This is a genomic window from Methylocaldum sp. 14B (assembly GCF_002005105.1).
Classification (GTDB): domain Bacteria; phylum Pseudomonadota; class Gammaproteobacteria; order Methylococcales; family Methylococcaceae; genus Methylocaldum.
The window spans coordinates 71973-92335 of record NZ_MSCV01000025.1; the positions used below are offsets into that span (position 1 = coordinate 71973).

Genomic DNA, 20363 nt, shown 5'->3' on the forward strand with positions numbered 1-20363 from the left:
GTCGCTCTTATGCCTCGTTGTTGTTCTGACATTTCAGACGGCAGCTTTCCGCGCCTTTGGGTCGGAAAATCCCTCGATACTGCTTCGACAGGCGCGAGCGATGCGTCTGCACGACGACCCTACCTGGCTGGCCCTGGGCCATTACCGGCGCACTCCCTTCGGAGACTGGGCCAGCGATGCGGACGACCCGGCCTTTTTTCTTGCCGAAACGGGTCAACACGATCCCGACGCGGAATTATCCGCCACCCTTCTAGCCTATTTTGCGCCAGGAGACGGAGACGAGCACCCTCGGTGCCGATTTCCCGCTCGTTATCATTGGCTAAAAAGCCGGCTCGATTTCGGCGGTTCGCTATCTTCGGATCACGACTGCAAAGCGTTTTCCGAATGGACCGAGACCCTGAAGGCCCATTCGGTAAGCCTGATCTTTCCCGCATCCTACCTGAACAGCCCGTCATCCATGTTCGGGCATACTTTTTTGCGCCTGGACCGCGAAAATCAGGATGAAAATGCACGTCTGCTGGCCCATACGATCAATTATGCGGCGGACGTGAATGTGGCGGACAACGAATTGTTCTACGCGTACCGAGGTCTGTTCGGTGGCTATCCGGGCGTGATTTCGGTACAGCCGTTTTATGAAAAAGTTAAGGAATACAGCGACTTCGAAAACCGCGATATTTGGGAATATTCCCTTAACCTGTCGCCCGCCGAAACCGCGCAACTGATCCGTCACGTCTGGGAAATTCGGCCGATTCGGTTCGACTATTACTTTATCGGAGAAAACTGCTCTTATCGTATTTTGAGCTTGCTGGATGTCGTGCGTCCGGCTCTTGCGCTTCGGGAGAAATTTCCCTACCGCTCCATTCCCTCGGATACCGTGCGCGCCATCGTTGATGCGGGATTGGTCGAGCATGTGGATTACCGTCCATCCGCGGCAGCGGTGTTGAACGAGCATACCCGCCAGCTCACGTCTGACCAACGCCGCGTGGCCAGACAGTTGGCAGATGGAAAAATCGCGCTGGACAGCGCTGCTCTTAGACCGATGTCTGCCGCCGAACAAGCGGCTACACTGGAGACGGCATACGAGTCTTTGCGCTACCGGTCGTTGGCCGACAAATTGCCGAGGGAGCGTGTTGCCGGTCTGAGTTATAAACTCCTGCTGGCCCGCAGCCGGATCGATGACGTTTCACCGCTAAAACCGCCGGAGCGTCCGGCCACTCGGGATGATGAAGGGCACAAGCCTTGGCGCGCCGACCTCGGCTTCGGTTTTTTCGATCATACGGCGTTCGGCTCATTCCGATTGCGCTCCGCCTATCACGATCTGACCGATCCTTTAGCCGGCTACCGGCTGGGAGCCCAGATCAAATTTCTCGATGCCAGTGTCCGGTATTACGAAGACGAGAGATTCCGCGTCGAAGCCGTGGATGTCATCAATATCGCATCATTAACCCCGCGCACAGAGTTTATCCAGCCCTTGTCCTGGTCCGTCGGCCTCGGCGCCCGGCGAAAATTGCTTGAAACCGGCCGACCGTTGGTCGGCTATCTGGACGGAGGCGTCGGTTTGAGCTACAGCATCGGCGACGGAATGATCTTCGGCCTAGTGAACGGCACGCTTGAAGTAAGCGAGTCGGTTCGACCGAACGTCGATATCGGGCTTGGCCCCCGCATCGGCTGGCTGTATCGCGGCCTGGGCGGGCAGGGACTGCTGGACTTTCGAATTGACTGCTATATCGTGGAAGACGAGTATTGCACGGGCGGATTGCGCTTGGACCATACGGTGAATCTAGGCAAGGACTATGCGCTGAACCTGCGTCTCGGCCGAGACCGGGGAGAGCGTACTTATGCGAGTGAATTTCTTTTGTCGGTGCGGCGGTATTTTTGAGAGTCGAACAAATATTGCCGCGTATTTGCATCCGGCGCTGATGGAGCATTACCGTGTCCCGATGCTTTTTCCGAAATCTTTTGATTATTCCGTTCGCCCTTAGCCTTTCCGGATGCGCCAGCCTGCTTTTTTATCCGGACCGGGCGATGCGGCTCACACCCGATGCCTTAGGCCTGAAATACGAAGATGTGAACCTGGTCACCCCAGACGGGATTAAATTGCACGGCTGGTTCTTGTTTGCTCGCGGCGCCCCGCGCGGAACGGTATTTTTCCTCCACGGCAATGCCCAGAACATCAGCACTCACATCTATAGCGTCGCCTGGCTGCCGGAAAAAGGATATCAGGTGTTTCTCCTCGACTATCGCGGCTATGGACTATCCGACGGCTCGCCAGGTCTGCCGGAAGTGTTGACCGATGTGGCTACAGGCTTTCAATGGCTTTTGAGCGAACCTCGCGTAGCGAACAGAAACCTTTTCCTTGTCGGCCAAAGCCTAGGTGCAAACTTGGGCGCCTACTACGCGGGCGCGAATCCGGAAGCGCGGCAACGCTTAACTGCGATCGTTTTGGATGCGCCTTTTGCCAGCTATCGCGAAATCACCCGTGACAAACTGGCCCAAGTCCCGATCACGTGGCCGCTACAGTATCCGCTCTCCCGGCTGATGCCGGACGACTATAGCCCGATCAAAAATATCGCCGAGATATCACCATTGCCGCTGCTCATCATCTGCAGCGAAACCGATGACATAGTGCCGGCCCGTCACAGCATCACGCTGTTCGAAGCGGCCGGCGAACCCAAGTCGCTCTGGGTCACCGAAGGATTTCACATCGCCACCTTTGGTCAAGAGAAGAACCGCCAACGCTTGCTCTCTTTTCTCGAGGAACACGGACGCTAAACGCTCCAGCGACCAACAATCTTATGCCTTGAACGAAATGGCCGTACCGAGGGACAACTTTAAGTCGCAATCGGCGCGTCCACAGTTGACTGCGATTTCAATCAGTCCGATTGAGTTTTGATACCAGAAGGCTTGGCCGGCGGGAACCGAACAAAATGTGTTAGCCTGCCGTAACGACTGGCCATTTGCACAGAGCGTCATTCCGCAGTATTCAGTCCTGTGCCGCATTCCAGTAATGGCATTGCCGTAGTGATCGAAATAGATGATCTCGGCGAGATCGGACGGCCATTCGATCAGATCCGGTTTCTGATGGTTGTGGCTCGCCCAGCTGAAGTCATGGGTGGCAATGCGTGCAGCGATAGGAGCGAAAAGATCGCGGCCGTGAAAACTCGACGAGAGCATCCTTGGACGCCAATCGATCACCCGCCATTCCGCTTCGGCCGATTGCGCTGCCACAGTATTGAGGAGACCGTTATCCGGCCCCACAAACCATTGCCCATCCGCTTGTAGAACAACCGGCAACCGTTCACCGCCGACGCCGGGATCGACCACGGCAAGAAATACGCTACCGGTCGGAAGTTGTTTGCACAGGGCTGCGAGCAGATATGAACTCCACCGGGGCTCGCCCATGGGTGCGTTGCTAACGAGATTTACAATGTCGACTCCCGGCGCCCGCAATCGCAGCACCGCTTCCATTTGCCCAAGATACGGCCCGTCTGAACCGAAATCGGTAAATAGAAAAATCATATCGGTGTCAGCAACAGCGGATTGACGGCTATGGTCTGACCTTACTCGTCTTGGAGGTTTGGAATCTGCTCTATGCGTCTAGGCCGAAACAATCGCGAAAATACAAGCCCCAACTCGAACAGCAGCCAGATGGGCACTGCCAAAAGACTTTGCGAAACCACGTCGGGAGGTGAAAGCACCATTCCGATGACAAAAGCGGCCACAATAATGTAAGGCCGTTTTTCGGACAGGCTCTCTCGGGTAGAAATGCCGCTCCAAATTAGCACGATGGTCGCAATTGGAACCTCAAACGAGACCCCGAAAGCGAAGAACAAAGTTAGTACGAAATCCAGGTAATGCGTAATATCGGTCATTACCGCTACTCCCGCCGGCGCCGTTGCGGTCAGGAACCCGAAAATCAGAGGGAAGACCAGATAATAGGCAAACGCCATACCCCCATAAAACAGCACTGTACTTGCAAACAGAAGCGGCAGCACCAGACGGCGCTCATGCTCATATAAGCCCGGCGCGACAAAGGCCCAAACTTGGTAAAGAATATACGGTATCGACAGGAAAACCGCCGCCACCAGCGTAAGCTTGAACGGTGTCAGGAATGGCGAGGCGACATCGATCGCGATCATTTGCGAACCGGGCGGCAAATGCTTCATGAGCGGCCCTGCCAAATAAGCGTAGATCTCGTTGGCAAAATAGGCCATGCTCATAAAAACAAACAAAACCACGAGTATGCACCGCAGCAGTCTATCCCGTAGTTCTACTAGGTGAGAAATAAAAGGTTGCTCGGTGTCTTGCATCTGTCCCCGACTATACTTTTTATAGTTCACCATCGCGGTGCTTAGAAGCAGGCTCTTTTTCGTCCGTTTCGTTCGGATCAGATATCGACACGCGATCTTTCTTTTTGCCAGGTCGCACCGGAGTCGATAATAACTCCACCTTTTTCTTTTCTTCTAATAAAGATTGACGCAACTCTTGCAACTGAAGCTCATGGTCAATTTCTTGCCTCACCGAAGCGGCCATTGCACGAGCCCTTCGAACCCACAGTGCGACCTCTCTTGCCACCTTGGGTAGACGCTCCGGACCGAACACCAGAAGCGATACGACACCTACCAAGACCAATTCCCAAAAGCCAATATCGAACATGCTTTTTTGAATCGTTGTTAGGTCGTCTTGTCTTTGTTCTCGTGGACCGCCTCTCCGTCGATCGTCCTCCCGGATTTCTCTTCGTCCCCCTCGCTCATCGCACTACGAAAACTCTTTATTGCCGATCCCAGATCGCCGCCAATGTTACGTAGTCGTTTGGTGCCGAACAGCAACAGTACGATCAAGAAAAGGAGCAGTAGCTCCCATATACCGATACCCATCAATTTACTCCTACATGCTTTTAGTGACGTTAACTCGAGAGATATTACCGAATTCGCTTCGTTAAAAATAACCAGGCATTTTCCCGGCCAAGATCCAGTACGATTCTCTGCATCCGTTTCTTGGTCATTGGTAATCGCCATATTCTACTGTTAAAGAATTTACGGGCACATAGAGCGAGCTGGCCACTGCAAATTAAAACCACGAAAATAAGACCGCACAAAATTAAATAAGTTAGGCCTACCGTATAAAACTAGCACTACTTCCATCCGACATCCCGTTTCACTCCGACCTTGGCGACCGCTGACACCTCAGTGCCTAAGGTAAATCATCCATAACAGCCCCTCCGGCCAAGAGACAAGATCGCTGGCACTTTCCTTGCGACGTTCTGCCTTAATCACCTATAATCAATGGTTCCGCCAAGCCGACTAATTCTACGCCGGGTTGCTACTGTCTAGCTTTTTCTGGATAATCCCCGACTCGAACGAGCCTACTCACAGGTTTACCGTATGCAAACGATGATGCTCAAAGCAAAGCTACACAGAGCTCGAGTGACACACTCCGAACTCGAGTATGAGGGCTCTTGTGCCATTGATGGTTTGCTACTCGAACGCTCGGGAATCAGAGAATATGAACAAATCCACATTTATAATGTTAACAACGGGCAAAGGTTCACTACCTACGCCATTCGCGCACAAGAGGGATCGGGCGTAATTTCTGTCAATGGCGCTGCCGCTCGTCTTGCTGCTCCTGGAGACGTCATGATTATATGCGCCTACGTAGGGTTAAATCAGAGCGAACTCATCGGCTATAAACCCACACTGATCTATCTTGGAGAACACAACCAAATCGTCCGGACGGGTCAGTCGATACCCATACAAGCAGCCTGAGCTCAACTGCGTCACCTACTGATTTAGCGGTTTGCATTTAATAACTTAGCCGAATCGCCGGGACTAACTGACAGTTCGCCATCGTGCCGCCAATTCACATCCGCAAAACCGCCGCGGTCACATCCGCAGCCTGACGGTTGGGCTTAACATCGTGCACGCGAAACAAAGCCACTCCAGCCGATACTCCAAGAACAGTAGTTGCTATCGTCGCCCCCACCAGTTCCGGCGGATGACTCTCGCCGCAGATCGCCCCCATAAAGCGCTTCCTGCTTGTCCCTAATAAAACCTTATAACCCGTCGCCACGAAGCGACTTAGCTCTTTAATCAACCGCAGATTGTCGTCTTTCCGCTTTCCAAACCCGATGCCAGGATCGATGACAATGTTCTCGGCCGCAACCCCTTCTTTCATTGCAGCTTCTGCCCGTTCCATTAAGAACACCAATACTTCTTCGACTACATCCGTATACACGGGGTTATCTTGCATACCTTTTGGCTTGCCCTGCATATGCATAAGTACCAACGGCACACCAACCTTTGCTGCTACCGAGAACATCCTTGGGTCATCCCTACCGGCTGAGATATCATTCACCATGTTTACGCCAGCAGATATCGCTTCCTCTGCGACGCGACTTCTTGTCGTATCGACGCTTAACATCACATTGTGCGGCAAATGGCTGCGCAAAGTACGAACGACCGGAATGACGCGGCTAAGTTGCGCCTCTTCGCTAACCGGCTCTGAGCCGGGCCGCGTCGACTCCCCACCGATATCGATGATATCCGCACCCTCTAATACCATACGTTGCGCATGCAATAACGCGTCCGCTGGCACACAATACCGGCCACCATCCGAAAAGCTATCTGGAGTTACGTTCAGAATCCCCATGATAAGGGGCTTATATTGCATGACGGAGTTCCCGCGCAAGAGCACCGTTAGATGCCGAAAATTCCGCTTGGTGACGGTAGTATAAATGAGCGACCGATATTTTCTCAGCCGCTTCCTACGTTATATGAGTAGGCTAGGCAATGCGGAAAACTTTACTTTGCTGCAGAGCAATTGGCCCGCATAAGCGGGCCAACGACATTGGCCATTCAGGCCAATCTTGCACCTTAGCCGGCGTCCGGCTCTTATGCGTTTGACCGATCAACAAGTTCTACGTATGCCATGGGTGTGGCATCGCCCCTGCGGAAACCGCATTTCAAAATCCTTAAATAGCCACCCGGCCGATCCTTAAATCGGGGTCCTAACTCGTCGAACAGTTTTACGACTGCGTCACGGTCTCTGATACGCGCAAACGCAAGGCGTCGTGCGGCTACGCTATTCTTCTTCGACAAGGTGATCAAAGGCTCAGCAAACCGCCTGATCTCTTTCGCTTTCGGCAAAGTCGTTTGAATGATCTCATGTTGGATCAAGGAGGCAGTTAGGTTTCGAAACAAGGCGTTTCGGTGACTGCCGGTAATATTTAGTTTTCTACCCGAATTACGATGCCGCATTTGTTACACCCACACAAATTTAAGAGTCTTGTTGGTCACGTTTAAGACCCTCGGGAGGCCAATTTTCAAGTCGCATACCAAGTGACAAACCCTTCGTCGCCAAAACATCCTTAATTTCAGTCAGCGACTTCTTTCCAAGGTTTGGGGTTTTGAGCAAATCCACTTCGGTCCTTTGAATCAGATCGCCGATGTAGAATATGTTTTCCGCCTTCAAGCAATTAGCGGAGCGAACAGTCAGTTCGAGATCATCAACCGACCGAAGCAGCAACGGATCGAACTGCGGCCTTTCTTCGCTGATTCTCGGCGTCTCCTCACTTTTGAGGGCAACGAATACCGATAGGTGTTCGTTCAAAATCGATGCAGCTTGTCGAACCGCTTCTTCTGGATCAACCGTCCCATTAGTTTCCAGCTCCAGAATAAGCTTATCTAGATCCGTACGCTGCTCGACACGAGCGTTCTCTACCAAATACGAGACGCGCCGAATCGGGCTAAAAGAAGCGTCGATATTAAGCACGCCAACTGCGGTTTCCGCCTGCCCGGAATTCCGCGCGCCCACCGGCTGATATCCTCGACCCTTTTCAACTTTGAGCGTCATGCTTAACTTCCCGGAGTGCGTCAGATTCGCGATCTCCAACTCCGGGTTAAGAATTTCCGCATCGTGGGTAAGCTCTATGTCGCTTGCGGTAACTTTGCCAGGACCCGACTTGTTTATCTTAAGCGTAACCTCTTGTCCGGTCGGTATACGAATCGCGAGGTTCTTAAGGTTCAAAAGAATGTCAATAACGTCTTCTTGAACGCCATCTATCGTAGAGTACTCATGCAATACCCCTTCTATTGTTACTTCCGTAACTGCACAGCCGGGTATCGAGGAGAGCAGAACTCGCCTCAGCGCATTGCCCAGGGTATGACCAAACCCCCTTTCCAGAGGCTCGATTACAATCCTCGCACTGTTTCGATCTATGGGATTGACGTCAACCAACCGCGGTTTAATTAGATTCGCCAAGTAGTTTTGCATCGATTAGGAACAACAATTATTTGGAGTACAACTCGACAACCAGTTGCTCGTTTATTTCAGCGCCCAGATCACTACGTTCAGGCACTGACTTAAACACGCCCCGCATTTGCTTTGCGTCGACATCCACCCAAGCAGGAAATCCATACTGTTCCAAAACTTGCAGTGCATCTTTAACTCTTAGCTGATTCTTTGCCTTTTCCCGTACTGAGACAACATCTCCTGGCGCGACTTGGTAGGACGGCACATTCAAGACCTTGCCATTAACCGTAATCGCTTTGTGGCTAACAAGCTGGCGCGCTTCGGCCCTGGTGGAAGCAAAACCCATGCGATAGACCACGTTATCTAAACGAGACTCGAGCAGGTTCAGCAAGTTTTCGCCGGTTGATCCCTTTCTGCTCGACGCGGCCTTATAATAATTCCGGAATTGGCGCTCCAATACGCCGTAAATTCTGCGCAGCTTCTGCTTCTCGCGGAGCTGAGTTGCGTAGTCCGACATACGGGCGCGCTTCTGGCCGTGCTGCCCCGGCTGTTGATCGAGCTTGCACTTTCCTTCGAGCGACTTGCCGCGCGATTTAAGAAACAGATCCGTGCCTTCTCTTCTACTGAGCTTGCACTTCGGCCCTAGATATCTAGCCATTTTTCGCCCCTCTGCTTATACCCGCCGTTTCTTTGGAGGACGGCACCCATTGTGCGGTATCGGTGTGTCATCAATAATATTCGTGATCTTAAATCCCATATTATTGAGCGTCCTTACCGCCGACTCTCTGCCTGGCCCAGGTCCCTTTATTCGCACATCCAGATTCTTCACGCCATAATCCTTTACTATGCTTCCCACCTTTTCTGCGGCGACCTGAGCAGCAAACGGCGTGCTTTTCCGAGACCCGCGAAACCCCGAGGCCCCAGCAGTTGCCCATGCGAGCGCATTACCCTTACGATCTGTAATCGTTATTATGGTGTTATTGAATGACGCGCTGATGTGAACAACTCCGTCAGAAATATCTCGTTTAATCCGTTTTGCGGGACGACTAGATGCAGCCATGTCGATGTCTTACCTCGAAACCACTCTTTAGATTTATTTGCGAATCGGCCGTCGCGGACCTTTTCTGGTTCGTGCGTTAGTACGGGTCCGTTGCCCGCGAACAGGGAGACCTCGCCGATGCCGCATTCCACGATAACAACCCAAGTCCATTAGGCGCTTGATATTCATCGCGCTCTCGCGCCGAAGATCCCCTTCCACAACAAACTTCGCAACTTCCTCGCGGATGCGCTCGATATCACTGTCCCCGAGTTCCCTGACCTTAACCGAGGGGCTCAGACCAACGTTCTCACAAATCAGTGATGCCCTAGATCTGCCGATACCATAAATCGCCGTAAGCGAAATAACTAGGTGCTTGTGATCCGGGATATTAACTCCCGCAATTCGTGCCATTTATCCTGCCTCCACATCAACTCTCTAGACTTAGGCTGAATCTCGCATCATACCACGTCATTTAAGAATACGCTATTCAATGATTAGCCTTGGCGCTGCTTATGACGCGCATCCTTACATATTATGCGAACAATCCCTTTTCTCTTCAAAATCTTGCAGTTTCGGCAGATCTTCTTAACTGACGCACGAACCTTCATTAAAATTCCCCTGATGATTGTAAACCGTGATTCTAAAACCAGGTTAACTGAGCTTGATATTGGACTTCTTTAGTAAACCTTCATACTGGTGCGAAATGATGTAGGTTTGGATTTGTGACATAAAATCCATTACCACCACCACTATGATCAGCAGAGAGGTTCCGCCGAAATAGAACGGCACGTTCCAATAAACGATTAAAAATTCGGGCAGCAAGCATACAGCGGTAATGTAAATGGCGCCCGCCAATGTCAAACGCGTCATCACGGCATCAATATAGGCTGCGGTTTGCTGGCCAGGCCTGACACCCGGAATAAACGCGCCCGATTTCTTCAGGTTCTCCGCCGTTTCATTCGAGTTGAACACCAACGCGGCATAGAAAAAGCAAAAAAAGACGATCGCGCCGGCGTAGCACAACACGTATAGCGGTTGCCCGGGTGATAAAGTTGTGGCGATATCCTGCAGCCAACCAAGGTTCTTAGTGTTTCCGAACCAACCCGCCAACGTTGCAGGAAATAGGATGATACTAGACGCAAATATCGGCGGTATCACACCCGACATATTCAACTTCAAGGGCAGAAAACTCTTGTGAGCAGCATACATCCGCCGTCCTTCCTGCCGTTTCGCATAATTAATGGTAATCCGCCGCTGCCCCCGCTCAACAAACACGACGAGCGCCGTTACTGCTAGCGCAATACCAAACAGAGCGACGATACTCATCATGCTCAATTCACCGGTTCGCGCTAATTCGAGGGTGCCGCCAACTGCCGACGGAAGCCCAGCCACAATACCGGCAAAAATTATGATAGATATCCCATTTCCAATCCCTCGTTCCGTAACCTGCTCGCCAAGCCACATCAAAAACACGGTTCCGCAGACCAGCGACACAGCCGTGATAAACAGGAAGTGAATTCCCGGGCTAATAACGACAGGGACACCTGAGGCGGATTGGTTTTGTAGCGCAAGCCCGACTCCGATGGCCTGGAACGTTGCGAGAAAAACGGTGCCGTACCTTGTGTACTGGTTGATTTTTTTCCGCCCTGACTCACCCTCTTTTTTTATCTGCTCCAGCTTCGGGATTACGCCTGCCATCAATTGCATAATGATTGAAGCCGAGATATACGGCATGATCCCAAGAGCAAATATACTCAGGCGCTTCAGCGCGCCCCCTGAAAACATGTTCACCATGTCCAGTATCGACCCGCCTTGCTGCGCGAACATCGCAGCCAAAGCCTTTGGATCAACTCCAGGAATGGGAACGTGTGCCCCAATTCGGTAAACGACGAGAGCGCCGATTACGAAGAGAAGCCGTTGGCGAAGCTCTGTGAGCCTACCAAACCTTTCGCTTAGGGTGGAGTTCGCGATGCTCACTTATGCCTCGATTGTGCCGCCAGCCGCTTCGATTTTTGAACGCGCGCCCTTCGTAACTTTAATGCCGACAAGGGTCACCGAGGACGTCAACTCTCCCGAGTCAATAACCTTGACAGAGCGAGCCTGCGCCGGAACCAAATTTGCCGCCTTTAACGCTTGGATATCGACTTTCTCGCCAGCCAGCCGATTAAGTTCGTTTAACCGAACCTCAGCGACGAACGCTTTTACTCTCGATTTAAATCCGACTTTCGGCAGTCTCCGTTGAAGCGGCATCTGTCCGCCTTCGAATCCTACCTTATGAAAGCCTCCGGCTCGGGCTTTTTGGCCTTTATGTCCTTTTCCGCTGGTCTTACCCAATGTAGAGCCAATGCCGCGCCCGACGCGGGTTCTCTTTTTTCTGCTGCCTTCCGACGGCCTAATCGAATTTAGGAACATTTAAGCATCCTCAATCTTGAGCATGTACGCAACCTTGTTGATCATCCCGCAGTTAGCCGGTGTTGCGCTAACGTATACCGGTCGGTGCATACGTCTGATGCCAAGCCCGCGAAGACACGCCTGGTGAGACTTAAGACGCCCGATCTCGCTCTTTATCTGCGTAACTTTGAGTTGCTTCTCGCTCATTTATCTTTCCCCGAACGATTATCTGCCAATTTCCCGCGCTTGGCTGCGATGGAACGAGGGTCTCTGATCCCCGTCAGTCCTTTAATCGTTGCGCGAACGACGTTAATGGGGTTATTTGTTCCAATACACTTGGCAAGCACATTATGTATGCCAACAACCTCGAATACCGCGCGCATCGCACCTCCCGCGATGATCCCGGTACCTTGAGATGCCGGCTGCATAAATACCTTGGCAGCCCCAGTGCTAGCAGTGATTGCGTAATGCAAGGTGTCACCGTTGAGGCTCACCTTACGCATATTTCTCCGGGCTTGCTCCATTGACTTCTGGATCGCGACAGGAACTTCGCGCGCTTTGCACAAGCCATACCCGATCCGACCATTCCCGTCACCAACAACAGTTAACGCGGTGAACCCGAACTGACGGCCGCCCTTTACAACTTTGGCGACGCGCCTGACCGCCACCAACTTTTCCTGAAACCCTTCGGCCGAACTGCTCTGAACGTTTAGGCTCGCCATAACTCCCCCTAAAACCCAAGCCCGGCTTCACGCGCGGCGTCAGCCAATGCTTTGACACGACCGTGATATTTGAATCCTGATCGATCGAAGGCCACATTTGATACTCCCGCCGACAGCGCCCGTTCCGCTATTAGCCTGCCAATCGCTTTGGCCGCCTCAACGTTTCCGGTCGACGCCAAGCTGGCCTTGATATCCGGCTGCAACGTAGATGCCGACGCGAGGACCAGCGCCCCATCGGCGCTCGTTACCTGTGCATAGATATGACGCGGCGTCCGATGGACGGTAAGCCGATTCACGCCTAATGACTTGATGATCGCTCTGGCTTTCGTCGCCCGCTTCAATCTCGCCGATTTCTTATCCATCAATCACCTACTTCTTTTTCGCTTCTTTTCTGACGACTTCCTCTTCCGCGTATCGAACACCTTTTCCCTTATAAGGCTCCGGTGGTCGATATGCTCTGATGTCGGCAGCAACCTGACCCACCCGCTGTTTGTCGCACCCCTTGACCACAATCTCGGTCTGGGAGGGCGTTTCGATCGTAATACCCTCCGGAGCGGTAAGCTCAAGAGGGTGGGAAAATCCCAGCGAGAGACTCAATACGTCTCCTTTCGCTTGAGCCCTATAGCCAACGCCAACCATCGTCAATTTACGAGCGAAGCCAACGCTCACGCCCGTTACCATATTCGCAATGTTTGCACGCGTGCTACCAGCAAGCGCATTAGCTTGTCTATCGGCTTTATCGGCTAAAATCGATATATGACCGTCTGCGATTTCAACTCGAACTTTGGGACTCAAACTGCGAGTCAGCGCACCTTTAGCACCCTTTACGGTGATTACGTCACCGGAAATGCTAGCCTCCACTCCTTTCGGAAGAGCGACCGGATTTTTTGCTATTCTGGACATTGATAAGTCTCTATGCTCGATTACGACACCAGACAGAGGACCTCGCCACCATGCCCACCCTCTCGTGCATCCTTGTCTGTCATAACGCCTTTCGAGGTGGACACGATCGCCGTACCTAGCCCGCCCAGAATCAGGGGAAGCTTGTCTTTCGATCGGTAAATGCGACGGCCGGGCTTACTGACGCGTTCGAACTGCTCGATAACGGGCTGCCCTTTGTAATACTTGAGCTGCACACAAAGCGAGGCCTTCCCGGCATCCTGGCTTACCTGATAATCCGTGATGTAGCCTTCGTCCTTCAATACGCGGCATACTGCGATTTTAACGTTCGACGACGGCATAACGACTTCGTTTTTTCCGGCGGCTTGCCCGTTTCTTATACGGATGATCATATCAGCCAACGGATCGGTCATACTCATTTCAAATTCTCCGTAAACAAAACGGTTGGGCTCAGACGGTGATTGGGTCGACGATCCACTCTTACCAGCTTGCCTTCGTCACGCCCGGCACATCGCCGCGCATAACCGACTCACGCAGCTTATTCCGTCCGAGACCGAACTTCCGATAGAACCCGTGCGGCCTACCGGTCAAACTGCACCGGTTGTGGAGGCGCGACGGCGACGCGTCTCTGGGGAGCTGTTGAAGCTTTAGTTGCGCTTGGTATTTCTCTTCATCCGTCGACGACACACTCTGAACGATGGTTTTCAGCTCAGCCCGCTTTTTGTAGTGCTTGCTAACCAACGCTTGACGCTTCTTTTCTCGTGCGATCATAGATTTTTTTGCCATTGCCGTTCCTATGTTCTAAACGGAAACTTAAACTGCTCCAACAGCGCACGGGCTTCGTCATCGCTGCCAGCCGAAGTCGTAATGGTTATGTCGATACCGCGTATAGCGTCGATTTTGTCGTAATCAATCTCGGGGAAGATGATCTGCTCCCGGACACCCATGCTATAGTTGCCACGACCGTCGAATGACCTTGGGCTCAATCCGCGGAAATCTCGAATCCGCGGTATCGCTATATTGACAAGCCGATCCAAAAATTCATACATCCTATCACGCCGCAGCGTTACTTTGCAGCCTATGGGCATGCCCTCTCTGATCTTGAACCCGGCGATTGACTTTCTGGCGATCGTTACGATGGGTTTTTGGCCGGAGATCTTTTGCAGGTCTTCCATCGCGTTCTGGAGTATCTTCTTGTCGGCTACGGCTTCGCCTACTCCCATATTAAGGGTGATCTTTTCCAGTCGCGGAACTTGCATTACCGATTGGTAGTTAAATCGCTTGATCAGCTGCGGAACTACCTGTTCTTTGTAAATAGATTGAAGCCTAGCCATTTCTGTTATCCGCAAAATCAAACGTCAATAACTTCGTTCGTGGACTTGAAATAACGAACCTTTCTACCGTCGGCCAAAAGCTTAAAGCCCACTTTATCGGGTTTGTTTGTTCCCGGGTTATACAGTGCCACATTAGACCGGTGAATCGGCATAGCCTTTTCAACTATTCCGCCATTTATTCCCCTCATCGGAATCGGTCTTTGGTGTTTCCGAACCAGGTTGATACCTTCGACGACGACCCGATCGTCCGAGGACACCGACAAGACCGCACCCCGCTTCCCTTTGTCTTTCCCGGTGAGCACTACAACTTGATCGCCTTTCTTAATCTTTCGCATGACGCAAGGATCCTCGTTAAAGTACTTCAGGTGCGAGCGAAATGATCTTCATGAACTTTTCGGACCGCAGTTCTCGCGTAACCGGCCCGAAAATGCGCGTGCCGATGGGTTGATGCTGATTGTTAAGCAACACTGCCGCATTGCCGTCGAACCGGACAACCGATCCATCTGTCCGACGAACGCCTTTTCTTGTCCGCACAACCACGGCATTGTAAACCTCGCCTTTCTTAACGCGTCCGCGAGGAATAGCATCCTTAACGCTAACCTTGATGATGTCGCCGATGTTTGCATACCGGCGATGCGAACCACCGAGCACCTTGATGCACATGACCTTTTTAGCGCCGCTGTTATCAGCCACATCCAGGTTGCTTTGCATCTGAATCATCTTCGATACCCCTTATTTATTGCCGTTGCCCTTCTCGTTGTCATTTAGTCCGCTCGACCACTCTGTCCAGCATCCAAACCTTTTTCTTCGATAGCGGACGGCAGGAAGAAACAACTACGACGTCACCCTCGTGACACTCGTTATTCTCGTCATGGGCCAACACATTGCTCGTTCGACGTACGAACTTTCCATAAACTGGATGAGATACCAACCGCTCCACCAGAACCGTGATCGTCTTATCCATTTTGGAGCTGATAACTCTTCCCGTGATGGTACGGGACGTCTTGACTGTTTCGCTCATACTGAAAAGCTCTTTTCGGTTAGAACCGTATTTACCCTGGCGATGTCCCGCCTAATCCCTTGCAGTTGATCCGATTTGGTTAATTGACCGGTAGCCTTTTGCATCCTGAGGTTAAAGCGCTCTCGGTGAAGTTCGAGCAGCATTTCTTTAAGTTCGCCCTCGGTTTTCGATCTAAGTTCGCTGGCTTTCATCACATGACCGTCCGAAACGAAAAAGTTGTCTTTATCGGAAGCTTAGCTGCGGCAAGCTCGAACGCTTCACGCGCTAACTCTTCGCTCACTCCCTCAAGCTCGTAAAGCATCGTGCCAGGCTTTATCTCCGCGACCCAGTACTCCACGCTTCCTTTTCCACTCCCCATTCGAACTTCGAGCGGCTTTTTCGATATCGGTTTATCGGGAAATACGCGAATCCACATCTTTCCACCACGCTTAACATGTCGTGTGATAGCACGGCGCGCGGCTTCAACTTGCCTCGCAGTGATCCTTCCCCTCTCCACGGCCTTCAGACCAAACTCGCCGAAACTGACCCGGTTACCTTTGGTGGCGAGGCCTGTGTTTCTGCCTTTCTGCTGTTTTCTATATTTCGTTCTCTTCGGCTGCAACATGGTCTACTAGCCCCGGTTATACCTCAGATGAAGCGACGCCTTTGGATTCGCTTTCTCCGGTTGAAAAAACCTCGCCCTTGAAAATCCACACTTTCACTCCGATGACTCCGTAAGTTGTCTTCGCCTCGGCGAACCCATAGTCGATATCGGCACGAAAGGTGTGAAGAGGAACACGTCCCTCGCGGTACCACTCACTACGTGCAATTTCTGCGCCGTTCAGCCGCCCGCTTACGTTAATTTTCACTCCTTCGGCACCAAGCCGAAGAGTGTTGGTCACGGCGCGCTTCATCGCACGCCGGAACATGATTCGCTTTTCCAACTGCTGGGCAACGCCTTCCGCCACGAGTTGAGCGTCCAGTTCAGGTTTACGAATTTCCTCTACACTTACCTGAACGGGAATGCCCATCATCGATGACAACTCTCGACGCAAGGCATCGATATCCTCACCCTTCTTTCCAATGACTAGACCAGGTCTTGCCGTGTGGATGGTGATATGCGCATTGTTCGCCGGCCGGTTAATTTGGACACGGCTGATCGATGCGTGTCCAAGTTTCCTTTTTAGGAACTCCCGTACCTTCAAGTCGTTGAAGAGAAACGCCGAGTAGTCCTTGCTGGACGCGTACCAGCGAGAGGTCCAATCTTTGATGTAGCCGAGCCGTATCCCGGTCGGATGAACTTTCTGCCCCATAAATATCCTTTATCGATGCTCTGAGACGTGAATCGTTATATGACATGTACGCTTGAGGACACGATTAGCACGCCCCTTGGCACGTGGCGACATGCGCTTCAGCGTAGGGCCCTCGGCCACTTCGATCACACTGACTAACAACTCGTCCACGTCGGCGCCGTCGTTGTGCTCGGCGTTCGCTATCGCAGATTCCAGCACTTTCTTTAAAATTCGCGCAGATTTCTTCGTGCTATAGCTGAGTAAATCGATCGCCTTGTCGACCCTCAGTCCCCGAATTTGATCGGCCACCAACCTGCACTTTTGAGCAGATACGCGCGTATTGTTTAGCTTCGCTACCGTTGCCATGTTTCACCGCCTCCAATCACTTTGTCTTCTTGTCGGCTTGATGGCCTTTGTACGTTCGAGTCGGGGCAAACTCTCCAAGCTTGTGCCCCACCATGTTGTCGGTCACGAGCACTGGAACGTGTTGGCGGCCATTGTGTACCGCCAAGGTGTATCCGATCATCTCAGGGATGATCATCGAACGGCGAGACCAAGTCTTTATGGGCTTTTTCGCCCCAGACTGCCCCATGTCCGCTACCTTTTTAAGTAGGTGATAATCGACAAACGGTCCCTTCTTAATCGAACGTGGCACGTCTTCTACCTCTCATATCTATTTTTGCTTACGACCCCGCACGATCATGGCGTCGGTGCGTTTGTTGTTTCGCGTCTTATACCCTTTGGTTGGCGCACCCCATGGAGATACCGGGTGTCTGCCACCAGAAGTTCTACCTTCACCACCGCCGTGCGGGTGGTCGACGGGATTCATCGCCACGCCGCGCACGGTAGGCCGAATACCGCGCCATCGGGTAGCTCCAGCCTTACCTAAAGAAATCAAGTTATGTTCGTGATTTGAAACTTCACCGATCACGGCTTTGCATTCGGCAAGCACCTTGCGCATCTCGCTCGACCGCAGGCGGATAGTTGCGTACGCACCCTCTTTTGCAACGAGTTGCGCGGACGCACCTCCGCTACGTGCTAGCTGAGCACCTTTTCCCGGCTTGAGCTCGATGCAGTGAATCAGCGTACCAATGGGGATGTTTCTAATCGGTAAACAGTTGCCAGGGCGTATGGGCGCATACTCCGATGAGACAACCTCGGCCCCGACGGTCACCCCTTTGGGCGCAATGACGTATCGCCGCTCGCCATCTTTGTAAACCACGAGCGCGATATGAGCCGTTCTATTCGGATCGTACTCTATACGCTCAACTCGGCCGGGTATCTCCAGCTTGTCCCGTTTAAAGTCGATCACACGATAAAACTTTTTGTGGCCGCCGCCTTTATGACGCGTCGTCACTCGGCCTTGATTGTTTCGACCGGAATTTCTCGTCTTTTTTTCGACGAGACCTGCATAAGGCTTCCCCTTGTGAAGACCTTCTGTCCGTACTCGAACCACAAACCGTGAACCGGCCGAGGTGGGTTTCGATTTAATTAGCGCCATCTGAAATTCCCGCAATTATTTACTGTTCTATGTTCTCGCGTTTTTCCTACGCTACGGACAGATCGATATCGAATCCCGGCTTCAGTTTCACGTACGCTTTTTTCCAGTCGGAACGTTTACCTATAAACCGCCCGGATCGCTTAACTTTTCCGCCCACATTCAGGACATGAACCGAGGCCACCTTAACATTGAACATGAGTTCAACGGCCTCTTTAATCTGAGGTTTACTCGCGGTCCGTTTTACACGAAAAGCAACCTGACCTACTTTTTCAGCGGCCGCAGTGCTCTTTTCCGAAATAATTGGCGCCTCGATGACGCTCATTAGTTCCAGCTGTCTCATGCTAGGCCGACCTCAAGTTGCTTTGCTGCTTGTGACGTCAAAATCACTTTCTCGCTATGTACGAGGGCCACCGGATTCACGGAGCTGGCAGTGCACACCAACACGTCTTGGAGATTCCGCGCAGCCAAGAACAAGTTTTCATCAAGCGCATCGGTAACAACCAACCCTCGCTTAAATCCGAGACCTTGAAGCTTCTGAAGAAACTCCTTTGTTTTAGGAGCCGAAGGATGAATATCATCGCTGATATACAACCGCCCTTGACGCAACAGCTCGGACAGAATCGACCGCATAGCAGCCCGGTACATCTTCTTGTTCAGTTTCTGTTCATAGGACCGGGGACGCGCTGCGAATGTAACACCGCCCGTACGCCAGAGAGGGCTTCGAGTTGTACCGGCACGAGCACGACCACTGCCTTTTTGTCGCCACGGCTTCGCACCGCCGCCGCTAACTTCTGAGCGCGTCTTTTGCGCTTTTGTACCGGATCGAGCTCCAGCGAAATACGCAACTACTAGCTGGTGAACAAGAGAATCATTGTAATCCCGCCCAAACACTGCCTCGGAGACTTCGAGCGGCGTGCCGCCATCGACAGCCGATGGAATCTGCAACCCCATATTACCCTCTTTACTTCTTAACAGCCGGCTTAATTAAGACCTCGGCACCTTTCGCGCCTGGCACAGCCCCCTTGATCAGAAGCAACGAGCGCTCCTTATCAACCGCGCACACCTTCAAACTTTGCACGGTGGTCGTGACACTACCAAGGTGTCCGGCCATTCGTTTGCCTTTAAAAACGCGACCAGGCGTTTGGTTCTGACCGATAGAACCCGGCGCACGATGCGATAACGAGTTTCCGTGCGTAGCATCCTGGGTTCTGAAGTTGTGACGCTTAACCACACCCGCAAAACCTTTACCGATACTCGTACCCTGAACATCGACGCATTGCCCTTCCTGGAAAATGTCTACGCCCACCTCGGAGCCCACCGAGTATTGACCCGCATCGCCCTCTTCTACACGAAATTCCCATAAACCGCGCCCAGCCTCGACACCCGCCTTAGCGTAGTGCCCGGCCTCCGGCCTGGACAAACGGGACCTCTTCTTAACCCCAGCGGTCACCTGAATCGCCCGGTAACCGTCTGTATCCAATGCCTTGACCTGCACGACGCGATTCGGCTCCACATGGATTACGGAAACCGGCACTGCGGAGCCGTCTTCGGCATAAATACGGGTCATGCCGCACTTCCGCCCAACCAAACCTAACGCCATCGATCGCTCCTAAATACGTCAATTCAACTTTATTTGTACGTCTACGCCGGCAGCAAGGTCGAGCTTCATCAAAGCGTCAACCGTTTTATCCGTCGGCTCAACGATGTCCATCAAACGCTTATGGGTCCTCAGTTCGTATTGGTCGCGCGCGTCTTTATTGACGTGTGGCGAGATGAGAACGGTGTAGCGCTCTTTTTTGGTCGGCAAGGGGATCGGTCCCAAAACCTGGGCACCGGTTCGCTTGGCCGTTTCAACGATTTCGCTGGCAGACTGATCGATCAGTCGATGATCAAACGCCTTCAGACGGATCCTGATTCGCTGTTTTTGCACAGAA

Annotated in this window: 36 protein-coding genes; 3 read left to right on the top strand and 33 right to left on the bottom strand. The window is 52.3% G+C overall.

Annotation, left to right across the window (positions count from 1 at the left end):
• Positions 1-100: 100 nt before the first annotated feature.
• Both B2A78_RS17380 and B2A78_RS17385 read left to right on the top strand, forming a co-directional pair.
• Complete coding sequence (locus B2A78_RS17380; protein WP_077731284.1) at positions 101-1879, top strand: DUF4105 domain-containing protein; 1779 nt, start codon at positions 101-103, stop codon at positions 1877-1879.
• 53 nt (positions 1880-1932) lie between these two features.
• Complete coding sequence (locus B2A78_RS17385) at positions 1933-2772, top strand: alpha/beta hydrolase (protein WP_086135212.1); 840 nt, start codon at positions 1933-1935, stop codon at positions 2770-2772.
• A 21-nt stretch (positions 2773-2793) separates the two neighbouring features.
• On the opposite strand, the gene B2A78_RS17390 is transcribed toward B2A78_RS17385, so the two are convergent.
• The 4 genes from B2A78_RS17390 to tatA are packed head-to-tail and all read right to left on the bottom strand — an operon-like array spanning position 2794 to position 4877.
• Complete coding sequence (locus tag B2A78_RS17390) at positions 2794-3519, bottom strand: SAM-dependent chlorinase/fluorinase (protein ID WP_077731285.1); 726 nt, start codon at positions 3517-3519, stop codon at positions 2794-2796.
• A gap of 41 nt (positions 3520-3560) precedes the next feature.
• On the bottom strand, positions 3561-4310 hold the full coding sequence (tatC, locus tag B2A78_RS17395; RefSeq protein ID WP_077731320.1) for a twin-arginine translocase subunit TatC: 750 nt from the start codon (positions 4308-4310) through the stop codon (positions 3561-3563).
• 19 nt (positions 4311-4329) lie between these two features.
• A complete protein-coding gene (tatB, locus tag B2A78_RS17400; protein WP_077731286.1) occupies positions 4330-4656 on the bottom strand; it encodes a Sec-independent protein translocase protein TatB in 327 nt (108 codons plus the stop codon).
• Positions 4657-4673: 17 nt separating this feature from the next.
• Positions 4674-4877: a twin-arginine translocase TatA/TatE family subunit gene (gene tatA, locus B2A78_RS17405; protein WP_077731287.1), complete on the bottom strand. Its 204-nt coding sequence runs from the start codon at positions 4875-4877 to the stop codon at positions 4674-4676.
• 507 nt (positions 4878-5384) lie between these two features.
• Here tatA and panD point away from each other — a divergent pair.
• Positions 5385-5765 carry an aspartate 1-decarboxylase gene (panD, locus tag B2A78_RS17410; protein WP_077731288.1) on the top strand — a complete coding sequence of 127 codons (381 nt, stop codon included), beginning with the start codon at positions 5385-5387 and terminating at the stop codon, positions 5763-5765.
• 94 nt (positions 5766-5859) lie between these two features.
• On the opposite strand, the gene folP is transcribed toward panD, so the two are convergent.
• The 29 genes from folP to rpsJ form a co-directional block, all read right to left on the bottom strand.
• Positions 5860-6669 (bottom strand): dihydropteroate synthase, encoded by an 810-nt coding sequence (gene folP / locus B2A78_RS17415; RefSeq protein ID WP_077731289.1) that lies wholly within the window; start codon positions 6667-6669, stop codon positions 5860-5862.
• Positions 6670-6890: 221 nt separating this feature from the next.
• Positions 6891-7256 carry a 50S ribosomal protein L17 gene (rplQ, locus tag B2A78_RS17420; protein WP_077731290.1) on the bottom strand — a complete coding sequence of 122 codons (366 nt, stop codon included), beginning with the start codon at positions 7254-7256 and terminating at the stop codon, positions 6891-6893.
• 19 nt (positions 7257-7275) lie between these two features.
• The gene (gene rpoA, locus B2A78_RS17425) at positions 7276-8271 is read right to left on the bottom strand and encodes a DNA-directed RNA polymerase subunit alpha (RefSeq protein WP_077731291.1); all 996 of its coding nucleotides are present in this window, start codon (positions 8269-8271) and stop codon (positions 7276-7278) included.
• Positions 8272-8287: 16 nt separating this feature from the next.
• Entirely contained in the window at positions 8288-8908 is a 621-nt protein-coding gene (rpsD, locus tag B2A78_RS17430; RefSeq protein ID WP_077731292.1) for a 30S ribosomal protein S4, read from the bottom strand.
• Between the two features lie 15 nt (positions 8909-8923).
• Positions 8924-9310, bottom strand: coding sequence for a 30S ribosomal protein S11 (rpsK, locus tag B2A78_RS17435; protein ID WP_077731293.1), 387 nt, complete (start codon positions 9308-9310; stop codon positions 8924-8926).
• 33 nt (positions 9311-9343) lie between these two features.
• Complete coding sequence (gene rpsM / locus B2A78_RS17440; protein WP_077731294.1) at positions 9344-9700, bottom strand: 30S ribosomal protein S13; 357 nt, start codon at positions 9698-9700, stop codon at positions 9344-9346.
• 83 nt (positions 9701-9783) lie between these two features.
• Positions 9784-9897 (bottom strand): 50S ribosomal protein L36, encoded by a 114-nt coding sequence (gene rpmJ / locus B2A78_RS17445; RefSeq protein ID WP_077731295.1) that lies wholly within the window; start codon positions 9895-9897, stop codon positions 9784-9786.
• 43 nt (positions 9898-9940) lie between these two features.
• Positions 9941-11266, bottom strand: a complete 1326-nt coding sequence (secY, locus tag B2A78_RS17450; RefSeq protein WP_077731296.1) for a preprotein translocase subunit SecY — start codon at positions 11264-11266, stop codon at positions 9941-9943.
• Positions 11267-11701 carry a 50S ribosomal protein L15 gene (rplO, locus tag B2A78_RS17455; RefSeq protein WP_077731297.1) on the bottom strand — a complete coding sequence of 145 codons (435 nt, stop codon included), beginning with the start codon at positions 11699-11701 and terminating at the stop codon, positions 11267-11269.
• The gene (gene rpmD, locus B2A78_RS17460; protein ID WP_077731298.1) at positions 11702-11887 is read right to left on the bottom strand and encodes a 50S ribosomal protein L30; all 186 of its coding nucleotides are present in this window, start codon (positions 11885-11887) and stop codon (positions 11702-11704) included.
• Positions 11884-12402 carry a 30S ribosomal protein S5 gene (gene rpsE, locus B2A78_RS17465; protein ID WP_077731299.1) on the bottom strand — a complete coding sequence of 173 codons (519 nt, stop codon included), beginning with the start codon at positions 12400-12402 and terminating at the stop codon, positions 11884-11886. Before rpsE ends, rpmD begins: the two co-directional genes overlap by 4 nt.
• An 8-nt stretch (positions 12403-12410) precedes the next feature.
• The gene (rplR, locus tag B2A78_RS17470) at positions 12411-12764 is read right to left on the bottom strand and encodes a 50S ribosomal protein L18 (RefSeq protein ID WP_077731300.1); all 354 of its coding nucleotides are present in this window, start codon (positions 12762-12764) and stop codon (positions 12411-12413) included.
• A gap of 7 nt (positions 12765-12771) precedes the next feature.
• Complete coding sequence (gene rplF / locus B2A78_RS17475) at positions 12772-13305, bottom strand: 50S ribosomal protein L6 (protein ID WP_077731301.1); 534 nt, start codon at positions 13303-13305, stop codon at positions 12772-12774.
• 20 nt (positions 13306-13325) lie between these two features.
• A complete protein-coding gene (rpsH, locus tag B2A78_RS17480) occupies positions 13326-13721 on the bottom strand; it encodes a 30S ribosomal protein S8 (RefSeq protein ID WP_077731302.1) in 396 nt (131 codons plus the stop codon).
• Positions 13722-13782: 61 nt separating this feature from the next.
• Entirely contained in the window at positions 13783-14088 is a 306-nt protein-coding gene (rpsN, locus tag B2A78_RS17485) for a 30S ribosomal protein S14 (protein WP_077731303.1), read from the bottom strand.
• 8 nt (positions 14089-14096) lie between these two features.
• Positions 14097-14636 carry a 50S ribosomal protein L5 gene (gene rplE / locus B2A78_RS17490; protein WP_077731304.1) on the bottom strand — a complete coding sequence of 180 codons (540 nt, stop codon included), beginning with the start codon at positions 14634-14636 and terminating at the stop codon, positions 14097-14099.
• 17 nt (positions 14637-14653) lie between these two features.
• Positions 14654-14971 carry a 50S ribosomal protein L24 gene (gene rplX / locus B2A78_RS17495; protein ID WP_077731305.1) on the bottom strand — a complete coding sequence of 106 codons (318 nt, stop codon included), beginning with the start codon at positions 14969-14971 and terminating at the stop codon, positions 14654-14656.
• Between the two features lie 16 nt (positions 14972-14987).
• Positions 14988-15356: a 50S ribosomal protein L14 gene (rplN, locus tag B2A78_RS17500; RefSeq protein WP_077731306.1), complete on the bottom strand. Its 369-nt coding sequence runs from the start codon at positions 15354-15356 to the stop codon at positions 14988-14990.
• A gap of 40 nt (positions 15357-15396) precedes the next feature.
• Positions 15397-15657 (bottom strand): 30S ribosomal protein S17, encoded by a 261-nt coding sequence (rpsQ, locus tag B2A78_RS17505; RefSeq protein WP_077731307.1) that lies wholly within the window; start codon positions 15655-15657, stop codon positions 15397-15399.
• The gene (rpmC, locus tag B2A78_RS17510; protein WP_077731308.1) at positions 15654-15848 is read right to left on the bottom strand and encodes a 50S ribosomal protein L29; all 195 of its coding nucleotides are present in this window, start codon (positions 15846-15848) and stop codon (positions 15654-15656) included. The genes rpsQ and rpmC overlap by 4 nt, the downstream gene beginning before the upstream one ends.
• A complete protein-coding gene (rplP, locus tag B2A78_RS17515) occupies positions 15848-16261 on the bottom strand; it encodes a 50S ribosomal protein L16 (protein WP_077731309.1) in 414 nt (137 codons plus the stop codon). Before rplP ends, rpmC begins: the two co-directional genes overlap by 1 nt.
• A 16-nt stretch (positions 16262-16277) precedes the next feature.
• Positions 16278-16949 carry a 30S ribosomal protein S3 gene (gene rpsC, locus B2A78_RS17520; protein WP_077731310.1) on the bottom strand — a complete coding sequence of 224 codons (672 nt, stop codon included), beginning with the start codon at positions 16947-16949 and terminating at the stop codon, positions 16278-16280.
• A gap of 9 nt (positions 16950-16958) precedes the next feature.
• A complete protein-coding gene (gene rplV / locus B2A78_RS17525) occupies positions 16959-17294 on the bottom strand; it encodes a 50S ribosomal protein L22 (RefSeq protein WP_077731311.1) in 336 nt (111 codons plus the stop codon).
• Positions 17295-17310: 16 nt separating this feature from the next.
• Complete coding sequence (gene rpsS / locus B2A78_RS17530) at positions 17311-17583, bottom strand: 30S ribosomal protein S19 (protein WP_077731312.1); 273 nt, start codon at positions 17581-17583, stop codon at positions 17311-17313.
• An 18-nt stretch (positions 17584-17601) separates the two neighbouring features.
• The gene (gene rplB / locus B2A78_RS17535) at positions 17602-18429 is read right to left on the bottom strand and encodes a 50S ribosomal protein L2 (RefSeq protein WP_077731313.1); all 828 of its coding nucleotides are present in this window, start codon (positions 18427-18429) and stop codon (positions 17602-17604) included.
• Between the two features lie 46 nt (positions 18430-18475).
• A complete protein-coding gene (gene rplW / locus B2A78_RS17540; protein ID WP_077731314.1) occupies positions 18476-18769 on the bottom strand; it encodes a 50S ribosomal protein L23 in 294 nt (97 codons plus the stop codon).
• Complete coding sequence (gene rplD, locus B2A78_RS17545; RefSeq protein WP_077731315.1) at positions 18766-19380, bottom strand: 50S ribosomal protein L4; 615 nt, start codon at positions 19378-19380, stop codon at positions 18766-18768. The genes rplW and rplD overlap by 4 nt, the downstream gene beginning before the upstream one ends.
• A 10-nt stretch (positions 19381-19390) precedes the next feature.
• Positions 19391-20029: a 50S ribosomal protein L3 gene (gene rplC, locus B2A78_RS17550; RefSeq protein ID WP_077731316.1), complete on the bottom strand. Its 639-nt coding sequence runs from the start codon at positions 20027-20029 to the stop codon at positions 19391-19393.
• 18 nt (positions 20030-20047) lie between these two features.
• Complete coding sequence (rpsJ, locus tag B2A78_RS17555) at positions 20048-20359, bottom strand: 30S ribosomal protein S10 (RefSeq protein WP_026609162.1); 312 nt, start codon at positions 20357-20359, stop codon at positions 20048-20050.
• Positions 20360-20363 lie beyond the last annotated feature (4 nt).